General features: G+C 64.0%; 7 protein-coding genes. 5 read left to right on the forward strand and 2 right to left on the reverse strand.

Translation table 11 applies throughout. The annotated features are described in order from the left end of the window. The 3 genes from ACLHHB_RS17245 to ACLHHB_RS17255 all read left to right on the forward strand — a co-directional run. A partial coding sequence (locus tag ACLHHB_RS17245) for a glucokinase (protein ID WP_410219515.1) occupies positions 1–734 on the forward strand: 734 nt, incomplete at its 5' end. Between the two features lie 113 nt (positions 735–847). Further along, a complete protein-coding gene (locus ACLHHB_RS17250) occupies positions 848–2722 on the forward strand; it encodes an autotransporter assembly complex protein TamA (RefSeq protein ID WP_410219516.1) in 1875 nt (624 codons plus the stop codon). Next, complete coding sequence (locus tag ACLHHB_RS17255) at positions 2722–7203, forward strand: translocation/assembly module TamB domain-containing protein (RefSeq protein ID WP_410219517.1); 4482 nt, start codon at positions 2722–2724, stop codon at positions 7201–7203. The genes ACLHHB_RS17250 and ACLHHB_RS17255 overlap by 1 nt, the downstream gene beginning before the upstream one ends. Positions 7204–7235: 32 nt before the next feature. On the opposite strand, the gene ACLHHB_RS17260 is transcribed toward ACLHHB_RS17255, so the two are convergent. Together ACLHHB_RS17260 and ACLHHB_RS17265 are read right to left on the reverse strand one after the other, a co-directional pair. Next, positions 7236–8852 carry a PAS-domain containing protein gene (locus ACLHHB_RS17260; RefSeq protein ID WP_410219518.1) on the reverse strand — a complete coding sequence of 539 codons (1617 nt, stop codon included), beginning with the start codon at positions 8850–8852 and terminating at the stop codon, positions 7236–7238. 65 nt (positions 8853–8917) lie between these two features. Continuing rightward, entirely contained in the window at positions 8918–10285 is a 1368-nt protein-coding gene (locus tag ACLHHB_RS17265) for an ActS/PrrB/RegB family redox-sensitive histidine kinase (RefSeq protein WP_410219519.1), read from the reverse strand. Positions 10286–10374: 89 nt separating this feature from the next. Between ACLHHB_RS17265 and ACLHHB_RS17270 the strand changes: the two genes are divergently transcribed. Then, the gene (locus ACLHHB_RS17270; protein ID WP_410219520.1) at positions 10375–11004 is read left to right on the forward strand and encodes an SCO family protein; all 630 of its coding nucleotides are present in this window, start codon (positions 10375–10377) and stop codon (positions 11002–11004) included. 74 nt (positions 11005–11078) lie between these two features. Next, on the forward strand, positions 11079–11476 hold a 398-nt coding region (locus ACLHHB_RS17275), incomplete at its 3' end, for a response regulator (protein ID WP_410219521.1).

Below are 11476 nucleotides of genomic sequence, written 5' to 3' on the forward strand. Positions count from 1 at the left end.
CCGTCAGCGGCGGCCACGCACGGCTGACCAACCGCGACTGGTCCTTTGACGAGCAGAACCTGGCGCGCCTGACAGATGCCGATCAGGTGCGCCTGATCAATGACCTGACCGCGCTGGGTTATGCCACCCCTGCCCTGGCAGGCGACGGAGTCGCCATCCTGCGGCAGGCGTCTGCGGACCGCGCCCGGAACGGGCAGGCGCTGGTCGTGGGTCTGGGCACCGGGTTCAACGTCTGCGCTGTCCGCGTCCTGCCCGGCGGCGCGATCACCGCGCTTGAGGCCGAGGAAGGGCACACCAACCTGCCGGCCAACATCATGGCCCGGTTGATCGACCGAGTGGGCGCGGACGCGGCGCGCGGCTTCTTCTCGACCGAAGAAACCTTTGCCGGGCGCGGCCTGTCGCGCCTGCACGCCGCCATGACCGGCAGCACGCCGCTGCTGGGCGAGGACATCGCCCGTGCGGTCGAGGCGGGGGATCCGCAGGCCATCGCCACCTATGACTTCTTCACGGAACTGGTGGGGCTTTTGTGTCGCGAACTGGCCCTGCGCTTCATGCCGCTGGAGGGAATGTTCCTGGCCGGCAGCGTGGGCCGCAGCATTGCCGACCGGATGGACCGCTTCCTGCCAACCTTCCTTGCGGAAGAGCACATGCGCCACATCCCTGAAAACACGCCGATCTTCCTGATCCGTGATGACATGGCGGCGCTGCACGGTTGTCTGGCCGCGCTGGGCTGACGGCGCCGGTCGCGGAAAGGTGGGCGCCACTAGCCTTGGACCGGCCAAGTATTGCTGGATTCGAGGGATCGTTCCTGTTTGAATTGAGTTAATCAATAAAGACGGGACAGCAGATGCGGGCATATCTTACGGCAGCCATGTTGGCCGCGACGGTGGCGGCAGGCGCAGGCATGGCTCTGGCACAGTCCTCTTCGCCGTTCTCAGGTCTCTTCGGGTGGGGCAATGAAACGGAGGGACCGGTCGATCTGGACATCCAGGTCGAGGGTGGCGACGATGACCTTGCCCGGCAAATTCGCCGCACCTCTTTGATCTCGGGGGCACTGTCCGAAGAGCGTACCACGGGCCAGGACATACTGGCTGCGGCGCGTGGCGATTACGCACGCATTCTGGGCCTGCTTTACGATGAAGGTTATTACGACAGCATTGTCAGCATCCGGTTGGACGGGGCCGAGGCCGCCGAGGTCGCGCCCCTGGATGCCCCCGATCTGGTTCAGCGTGTCGTCGTGGCGGTCCAGCCGGGACGGATCTTCCGTTTTTCCCGCGCGGCCATCGCGCCGGTCGCACCCGAAAGCGAGATCCCTTCCAACTATGCCGTGAACGAGGTCGCGGGAACGGGCGCGATGCGCCGTGCTGCCCTGGCGGGTGTGGACGCTTGGCGGCAATACGGCCATGCCAAGGCCGATCTTGCCGACCAGCAGATCGTGGCCGATCATGACAGCGCCCGCGTGGACAGCCAGATCGCGCTGCAACCCGGCCCCCTCGTGACCTTTGGCCAAATGAGCGTCAGCGGCAACCAGCGGCTGAACGAACGCCGCCTGCGCAAGATCGCCGGCTTTCCCGAAGGCACGCGGTTCAATCCCGAGAATCTGGAAACCGTCCGCAAGCGCCTGCGTCGCAGCGGCGTCTTTTCCGCCATCACGCTTCAGGAGGCCGACAACCTGGGCCCCGGCAACACGCTGGACGTGGACCTGACCGTGGTCGAGCAGCGCCCGCGCCGCATCGGCGCGGGCTTCGAGATCTCGAACACCGACGGGGTGCTGGTGTCGGCCTACTGGATGCATCGCAACCTTCTGGGCGGAGGGGAACGCTTGCGCATCGATGGACAGATCAAGGACATCGGTTCCGAAACCAGCGATCGCGATGATGAGGTCACGATCCGTCTGGATCGCCCTGCCACGATCACGGCGGACACGACAGGCTATGTGGAGGCCGAGACCGCGCGGATGCGCGAGGAGGATTACGACGAGGACAGGGCCAGCCTGTCCTTGGGCTTCAACCACATCTTCCGCGACCGCGAAACGAATCTGCTGACGGCGGACATTTCCGTGCAGTACCAGTATTCGCGCGCCTTCGACGCCAATGGGCAGACCGACTTCCAGGTGCTCGCCCTGCCGATGAACGTGATCTGGGACCGCCGGATCGAACGCAACAATGCGAAGCGCGGCTTCTACCTGTCCGGCGATCTCGTGCCTTTCAGCGGCTTTCAGGAAACGGGATCGGGTGTCCAGACCTTGGGCGAAGGGCGTATCTTCCGCAGTTTCGGTTCGGGCGAGCGTTTCACTCTGGCAGGGCGGGGGCGGCTGGGGTCGGTGCTGGGCAGTGACATCGAGGCAACGCCGCGCAACTTTCTGTTCTTCTCGGGCGGCGGCGGCACCGTACGCGGCCATCCTTATCAGTCACTAGGGGTCGAGGTCATCGAGGGTCCCGAAGGTGGCACCATCAAGACGGGCGGAATGAGCGTGGCCAATGCCACTGCCGAATTCCGCTTTCAGGTCCGCGAAAGGATCGGGCTCGTGGCCTTTGCCGATTACGGCCAGGTCTGGGCCGATGGTGGGTTCGAGGGCGTCAGCGGCGACCAGGCCGGTGCGGGCCTTGGGGTGCGTTACGACACGCCGGTCGGGCCGCTCCGCTTCGACGTGGCCGGTCCGGTCAGCGGCGACACCGCCAGCGGCGTTCAGCTTTACCTTGGCTTGGGGCAGGCATTCTAATGCGGCGTTTCTGGATCATTCTTGTTGCCCTTTTTCTTCCACTGGCGGTTCTGGCGCAAAGTGCGGCGGAACTGTCGCAGGAAATCGAAGACGATCGGGGTTTTCTGACAGGTCTTCTGGAACGCAACTTGTCCGGCGCGGGTCGCCAGGTGGTCATTGACGGCTTTCAGGGTGCCCTTTCCTCCCGCGCGACCTTTGACGAGATTCGCATTGCCGATGACGAAGGTGTCTGGCTGACCCTACGCAACGGCGCGATCCAGTGGAACCGGTCGGCCCTGCTGCGCCGCCGGATCGAGATCGCGGAACTGTCTGCTGCCGAAATCCTGCTGCCCCGCGTGCCACAGGGCCAGGAAGGCGCCGTTCAGGCCGAGGCTCCGGTCTTTGCCCTGCCGGAACTGCCCGTGTCTCTGAACATCGAGCAGATCCGCGCAGACCGTGTCGCCTTGGGCGAGCCAGTCATCGGCGTCGAGGCGGCGCTGAAGGTCGCGGGTGGTCTCAGCCTGGAAGGAGGCGAGGGGACGGCGCAGCTGACCATCGACCGCCTGGACGGGCCGCGCGGCCAGTTCATCCTGGATACGGGTTATTCGAACGAAACGCAGGTTTTGCGACTGAACTTGGGTCTGGACGAAGCGGCGGACGGCATCTTGGCCAACCTGGTCAATATTCATGAACGGCCCGCTCTCACGGCCCAGATCAGCGGCGAAGGGGAAATCCGCAACTTTGCCGCCGATATCCGGTTGGCAACAAACGGACAGCCGCGCATTTCGGGTCAGGTCAGTGCCAGTTCCCGCGAAGGGGAGGACGGCACCCCCGGAACCGGTTTCCGGTTCGCGCTGGGCGGCGATGTCGCGTCGCTGCTGCGGCCACAGGATCGGGCCTTCTTTGGCCGTGACACGCAACTGCTGGCGGAAGGCTGGCGAGCCGAGACCGGGCGGCTGGAGATCCCGCAACTGGACATCCGGACGGAAGCCCTGCGGATCGCGGGGACCCTGACGACCAACGACCAGTCCGCCCCTCAGCGTGCACAGCTGCTGGTCACGCTGGGCCGTGACGCCGAGGCTGAACAGGTGCCGGTTCCCCTGCCTTTCGCCGGAGAGGACACGACCGTGGAATCCGGTCGTTTGTCACTCGATTATGACGCTGCCGAAGGTCAGGGCTGGACCTTGGACGGGCGCGTCGGGTCCCTGAACCTCGGCGATGTGTCCTTGGGTGCGCTGGATCTGGACGGCGGCGGCGAGGTCGTGCTGTCCGAGGGGGCACTGTCCGAGGTCAATGGCGGGATAGAGTTTGCTGTGCGTGATCTGGCCTTTGCCGATCCTGGAATGGCCCAGGCCGTGGGTGACCAGATCCAGGGCAGCACCCGGTTCAACTTTGCCCCCGGCAACGCTGTCGACATCACCGGGCTGACGGTCCAAGGGTCTGATTACGGGCTGGACGGAAATTTCCTGATCTCGGGCCTGTCCAGCGGCATCACGGTTTCAGTGGACGCTAACGCCCGCTATGCGGACCTGTCGCGGCTGTCGACGATCGCGGGACGGCCCCTGACCGGTGCGGCCGATGCTTCGGCTGTCGGTTATTATACTGTCCTGAACCGCAGCTTTGACATCGATGCGCAGGTGAACGGCACCGACATCACCCTCGATCAGCCCCAACTGGACCGGCTGCTGGACGGACGATCAACCATCAGCCTGGATGCGCGGCGGGATGAGATCGGGATCGAGATCGAGGAACTGACAATCAATGCCAGCCGGCTGACAGCCGAAGCGCAGGGACTGATCAGTTCGCTGTCCAGCGACTTGCGGGCGCGCGTTTCCATGCCATCCCTGGAGGATGCCGATCCCGACTTTGGCGGAGCACTGGAAGCGGAGGCCGTGCTGAACGGCCCCCAGGGTCAGCGACGCCTGACCGTCAGCGGCGAGGCAGAGGATCTGCGCATCGGAATCGAGGCGCTGGATAAGGCTCTGCGCGGCCAGACCAACCTGACCGTCGTCGCTGCCGAAACCGGCAAAGGGTATCAGTTGGACAACTTCCAGCTGTCGAACCCGCAATTGAATGCAATGGCCACGGGCAGCTTCGCCCCAGGTGCCTTGGACGCAGTGGCGGAGTTCGGGGTGGCGGACCTGTCGGACATCCGTCCAGACTGGTCCGGCGGCTTTGAGGGCCGTGCCACGCTGAGCGAAGAGGACGGTGCCCGGATCGTCGACGTATCGGGGCAGGGACAGAATCTGTCTCTGGGTCAGACCGGGGTCGACGGGGCGCTGACCGGTACCACCCGCCTTGCTGTTCGCGCTTCGGAACGCGACGGCGTCATCACCATTCAGCAGGGACAGCTGGTCAACGAACAGCTTGAGGCGGTGGTGCAGGGCACCTATGGCGAAGGCGTGACCGACATCACGGCCGATCTGAATGTGGCGTCCCTTGCGCCCTTCGGCCCCGGCTGGAGTGGAGCGCTGCAGGCGCAGGGCAGTTTCCGCGAGGCAGGCGATGGTGTTCGCCGGCTGGAAGTGACAGGCACCGGGCGCGATCTGTCCTTGGGGCAGGCACAGGTTGACGGGGCCTTGGCCGGGGAAACACGATTGGCTGTTACCGGAACCGAAGAAAACGGCGTTTTCACCATTCAGACGGCGCAGGTGGAGAACCCCCGTCTTTCGGCCACGGCGACCGGCCGGGTCGGCGCAGGCGCGACCGATGTGACGGCACAGGTGGACGCAGGCGATCTGAGGTTTCTGGGCAACGGTATTGCCGGGACGCTGAATGCCGAAGCGCGGCTGATCGATGATGGCACCGCCCGCCGCATCGAGGCAAGCGGCACGGCCAACGGGTTGTCCTTGGGCCAGCCCCGCATCGACCCTGTTCTGGCCGGGCAGACGACGTTCGATGTGGCCGCCAGTCAGGGCAGCGAGGGAATCTCGGTCCAGCGGCTGCAGGTCCGCAATCCGCAACTGCAGGTGACTGCGGATGGGGCACCGGCCAGCGGCATCAACGTTGATGCGCGGCTTGCGAACCTGGGTGTTCTGGTGCCGGAGTTTCCCGGACCGGTCAATGTGACGGGAACCGTCCGGGAAGAAGGCGCGAACTTTGCGGTTGATCTGCGTGCGGCAGCGCCGGGCAGCACGAACCTGCGTATCGCGGGCACTGCGGCCCGTGACGGCTCGACCACCGATCTGTCCATCAACGGCAGCGCGGATTCTGCCTTGGCCAATGCCACCCTGCGGACCCGCAGCATTTCCGGACCGCTGGCAATCGATCTGCGGCTGCAAGGCGCACCTTCGGTGCAAGCGCTCTCGGGACAGGTGCGGCTGCAGAACGGGCAACTGGCCGATCCGGCACTGGGTTTGCGGCTGGAGCAGATCGATGTGGCTGCAGCCTTCCAGAACGGCCGTATCCAAGTGGATGGTGCTGCAAATGTGGCTTCGGGCGGGCGGGTGACCCTGAGCGGCCCGGTCGATCTGTCCAATGGCGCGGTGGATATCGGCATCGTGCTGGCCGAGGTGGTGCTGCGTGACCCGAACCTTTACCAGACCAGTCTGACGGGGAACGTCCGTTTCAGCGGGTCCAGTGCGACAGGGCAGGTCATTTCAGGTGACATCGATCTGGGCGAGACCGAGATCCGCATCCCGTCGACCGGCTTGGGGGGCGCGCGGGCCATCCCCGACATCACCCATGTCGGCAGCCAGCGTCCCCCGGTCCGTGCCACGCGGGCGCGGGCGGGGCTGGAAGGCTATCCCAGTCAAGCGGCGCAAGAGGCGGGCCTGGCCGGTCCTCCGGCAACGCCGCCCAACGACCCTCCGCGTCTGGACCTGACCATCAACGCGCCGAACCGCGTCTTTATTCGCGGGCGCGGGATCGATGCGGAACTGGGCGGAGGCTTCCGGATCCAAGGCACCCCACGGGACGTGGTTCCCATCGGCAATCTGGAACTGATCCGGGGGCGAGTGGACCTTCTGGGCAACCGCTTCAACCTGACCGAGGGGCTGGTCGAACTGCAGGGAAGCCTGATCCCTGTCATCCGTCTAGTTGCCGAGACCGAAAGGGACGGAATCACGACCCGCATCATCATCGACGGAGAGGTGCGCGACCCTCAGATCACCTTTGAATCCTCGCCGGAACTGCCCCAGGAAGAGGTGCTGTCCCAACTGCTGTTCGGTCGGGGTCTGGACCGCATCAGCCCTTTGCAGGCAGCGCAGCTGGCCAATGCCATTGCGGTCCTTGCAGGCCGGGGCGGCGACGGGATCATCGGCAACCTGCGCGAAAGCGCGGGACTGGACGATCTGGATCTGACCACAGATGATGACGGGAACATCGAGCTGCGTGCCGGCCGCTATCTTTCCGAAAACGTTTATACCGACGTTGCCGTGGGAGAGGGCGGGCGATCGACGATCAACCTGAACTTAGACATCACGCAATCTCTCCGCGCCCGGGGCTCGGTCGGCAGCGACGGAAGCAGCTCGATCGGCGTTTTCTTCGAGCGCGACTACTGACGGCGCTTCTGCCAAGGCAGGACGCGAAAGGGCTAGTCGGCGCCGATCGCGTCCCGCATTGCGTGAAGGTCCTGTTCCATAGGTTCCGGCGCGGCCGGAGCCAAGGACACCGGATGCGGCGATGCTGTACGAAAGCGCAGCATCTTGCGGCCTCCGCTCAAAGGCGTGACGATCCAGCCCAGCAGTTGTCCTTGCGGCCCTGCCATCGCGCCGCTGACAGGGCCTCCTGCCAGATCCGAGGCGAGAGCCTCTCTCAGGGCGACAAAGCCCGGACCTGCTACCGTTACACGCTCCCATTGGGACAAGGCATCACCAAGGTTTGCGTTCGGCTGACCCCACAGGGTGCGGTAGGCCTGGTTGCTGAGCACCAGCTGACCTGTACCGGCAAAGACAGCAAGCCCATCCTCCAGACCGTCCAGCACATGCTCGCCCAGCATCTGTTCCGCCCGAAACTTGCGGGTCAGCGACATTTCCGTAGTGATGTTCTCGAACAGGAAGGCGACCGCACCGTCGGGGTGCGGCCGGCCGGTCACGCGATAGGTCTGGCCTCCGGGCAATGACCAGGTCTCGACATGATGTCCGGTCGCTGCGGCGCTTTCGAGGTTGGACATGTGCTGGCGCCAGCTGCGATAATCCTTGGGTTCGGGAACCATGCGCTGTTCGCGCAACTGGTCCAGAAAGTCAAACAATGTCGGGCGCGCCGTCAGAAACCCTGTCGGGAGACAGGTGAGGTCGATCAAGGCCGGGTTGAACAGCTGCAGGTTCCGCTGCCGATCGAAAATCGCCAGACCGATGGGAAGATCGGCGAATGTCTTGGTCAGCGTTTGCACGAACTCCCGCAGGCTGCGTTCGGCACGGACAGCGGCATCGGCGGGCAGGGCGAACATCATCGCTTCCTCGCCCATCCGGTGGCAATGGCAATCGTACCACGAGACGATCCCCTGATCTTCCAGAGCGGCGCGGCGTGCGGCGGTTCCGGCACCCGGTACAGGCTTGGGCGCGTCCAGAAGGCGGGGCAGGGGCCAGCCGATGGCGCCGGCGCCCCGAGCCTCGGCCCGGCGCAGATATGCAGCATTGGCCCAGATGACGCGATCATCGGCATCAAGCCTCCAGACCAGCATCGGCGTCTGGTCCAGCGCCTCGCGCAGCAGTTCCAACTCTTCCTCCATGGCCTGCAGCGACATGGCGTCCACAATGATGCCCGAATGTTCGGCATCGGGGTCCGAAATCGTCACCCGCCGCATCTGGTCGCCCAGATCGTCGGCAATCAGACGCAAGGTGGCGCTGCCGCGGCCATGTTGGCCCACCAGTTCGACCCGGCCAAGGCGCGGCAGCAGGTCGAGGCGATCCGTTGCGTCGGGAAAGCGGGGTCCGACCCACCGCATCAGACGTGTCCAATCATCCTCTGTCCCGCCGCCGATCCGCTCCATCAGTCCGCGTGCCGGCGGGGTGGCGTCAATGATCCGGGCGTTGCGGAACAACAGGATCGTCGGTTGTACCCGGCCGTCCAGCGCGTCGGCGGCGGCAGATGGGCGGACATTGTTGCGCCGCGTCCTGTCCCACAGCCGGATCAGCGTCACCGCACAGACAACGGAGAGCGTGCCGCACAGGACGGCCGCCACCAAGAGGCCCGCACCTTGAATATTCATGCCAAGGTCTCCCTTCGATTTCAGCGGAGCATAATTGAAGCACGCTTAACAGGGAGTTAACATCTTCAGCCTTCGATGGAAGGGTTCCGTGACAGGGCGACACGATCCTGGGCACGGATCCGGTCGATGGGCCAGCGAACCGATACAATGGCCCCAGGGCCGCCATTGGAAAAGGACAGCCGCGCGCCCGACCGCTCCAGCAGTGTCTTGGCGATGAAAAGGCCCAAGCCCATTCCTTCGTAGCTGCCGCGTTGGGCATCGGCCCGGTGGGTCAGGTATGGATCACCAATCCGCGACAGAAGATGCGCGGGATAGCCGGGGCCATCATCGCGCACCGTGACGGTCAGCGCGCCCTGCGTGACCTGGGCCTCGATCACGACGCGGTTCTCGGCGAAATCGACCGCATTCTGGATCAGGTTGCGCAGGGCGTGGATGATGGCGGGATCACGCCGGATGACGGTGCCTTCGGCATGGATTTCGACCAGGGGGCCGCGGTCGGCATGGGGAGCCGCGGCGTCCTCCAGCACGGCGCGAAGGGGGGCGGCACGCATGTGCAGGTCGTCCTTGCCCGCGCGACCCATGCTGCGCAGGATCTGGGCGCATCGGTCCGCGGAATCCCGCAGGGCAATGGCGTCGGCATGAAGGTCGGGTCTGTCCTTCAGCTCATCGGCCAGCTCTCCGGCGATCAGCTTGATGGTGGCCAGGGGCGTGCCCATTTCGTGGGCGGCTGCTGCCACGACTCCGCCCAGATGCTGGAGACGCTGCTCGCGCGACAGGGCCATCTGGGTCGCAAACAGTGCGTTTGATGTGTCTGACAGTTCAGCGGTGACTCGGTGGGCATAGCCGGCGAAGAAGACGACACCGATCACCAGCGCGACCCAGTGCGCGAGCGCCAGGATCGGTTCCATCCGCAGGATTTCCCCGTCCATGTCGCGCAGGGGAACGCCGAATATTGCTGCCAGAGAGATCAGCGCCACCGTCGCCAGTCCCAAGGCCAGCACCTGTTTCCCGTTCAACGAAGCGGCCGCGATGGTCACCGGTGCCAGCACCAGCAGCGCGAAAGGATTGGCCATGCCGCCAGTCAGCGCCATCAGCGCCGCAATCTGAAGCAGGTCAAAGCCCAGTTGTCCCACCGCACGCCCTGACGAGGTCCGCTTGGGCGGGCGCAGAAACAGCCAAAGGTTCATCGTGATCGAGGACAGGATCAGCAGCAGAACGGGCAGCTTGGGAAAGCCGATGCCCATGGACCAGGCTACGACAACGGCCGACAACTGCCCCCCGATCGAGAACCAGCGCAGCAGCACCAGCGTGCGCATCCGGATTGGTTCGGCCTTAGGCGTGTCGACCGCAGTGTCCGCCGAAGTTTCGGTGGGCATACCGGACGCTCTGGCGGCGTCATCGGCCAAGGCATCGGGCCCGTGGATATGGGTCATCTTCCGCCCCTGATGCGACAATGGGTGACTTGATACCCGTCCTGCGATGGGTGATCAATGCGCGCATTTGACACGCGAAGGAGGCCGTCATGGCGGACCGGAAAATCCTGCTGATCGGCACTGCTGCAGCGATCGGCGTGCTTGCAGGCGGCGCGCTGTTCCTGACCCAGCAGCGGTCGGGCAACGCTTATGCCCAGTGCACCAACAGTTCGGTGGCCGGAGGCATGGACAGCTTCGGCACCGATTTCACCCTGACCCGCGACGACGGTGAGCGGGTGACTGCCGAACAGGTCTTTGACAAGCCCTCCCTTCTTTATTTCGGCTATACGTTCTGTCCCGATATCTGTCCGCTGGATGCCGCCCGCAATGCCGAGGCAGAGGCGTTGCTGACGGAAGAAGGTCTGGACGTGCAGACCGTGTTCATCACGGTGGACCCCCGTCGCGATACACCCGAAGTCCTGGCAGATTATACCAACATGTTTTCAGAAAGCATGATTGGGCTGACAGGAACGGAAGAGGAAATCACCGCCGTAAATCAGGGGTGGCGAAATTATTTCAAGGCCAATGATGAGGAGGATCAGGAATATTATCTGGTCGACCATATGACAAATACTTATCTGGTCATGCCGGGCGGAAAGACGGTCGAGTTCTTTTCCAGGGAAACTCTCCCGGAACAGATGGCAGAACAGGTGGGTTGTTTCATAGAGGCATCGGCGTAAGGCGATTTGTCGCATGGGTTTGACGATTGTCCGTTTCAATCCCATCTTTTTGTAAAACAGCATGAGGGCTTGTCATGGACCAAAACAACCTGCCGATCGGCCCTGATGCTTCGCTATTGCTGGTCGATGATGATGAAATCTTTGTCACGCGATTGGCACGTGCGATGGAAAAGCGGGGTTTTCAAACGGAAACCTCTCTAACAGTGGCGGATGCCATGCAAATGATCGAAAGACGTGCACCGGCTTATGCCGTGGTTGATCTGCGGCTTGAAGACGGCAACGGGCTGGATGTGGTTGAGGCATTGCGTGACAAGCGTGCGGACGCGCGGATTATTGTCCTGACGGGCTATGGAGCCATTGCCACGGCAGTGGCGGCCGTGAAAATGGGGGCCACGGATTATCTGGCCAAGCCCGCGGATGCCAATGACGTGACGTCGGCATTGTTGTCCAGTGGGGAATTACTGCCTCCGCC

The sequence above is a fragment of the Paracoccus sp. (in: a-proteobacteria) genome (assembly GCF_046462195.1).
Taxonomy (GTDB): domain Bacteria; phylum Pseudomonadota; class Alphaproteobacteria; order Rhodobacterales; family Rhodobacteraceae; genus Paracoccus.

Coding starts and splice junctions, on each gene's coding strand:
- ACLHHB_RS17255 (WP_410219517.1), top strand. CDS start 2,722: ATGCGGCGTTTCTGGATCATTCTTGTTGCCCTTTTTCTTCCACTGGCG.
- ACLHHB_RS17260 (WP_410219518.1), bottom strand. CDS start 8,852: ATGAATATTCAAGGTGCGGGCCTCTTGGTGGCGGCCGTCCTGTGCGGC.
- ACLHHB_RS17250 (WP_410219516.1), top strand. CDS start 848: ATGCGGGCATATCTTACGGCAGCCATGTTGGCCGCGACGGTGGCGGCA.
- ACLHHB_RS17265 (WP_410219519.1), bottom strand. CDS start 10,285: ATGACCCATATCCACGGGCCCGATGCCTTGGCCGATGACGCCGCCAGA.
- ACLHHB_RS17270 (WP_410219520.1), top strand. CDS start 10,375: ATGGCGGACCGGAAAATCCTGCTGATCGGCACTGCTGCAGCGATCGGC.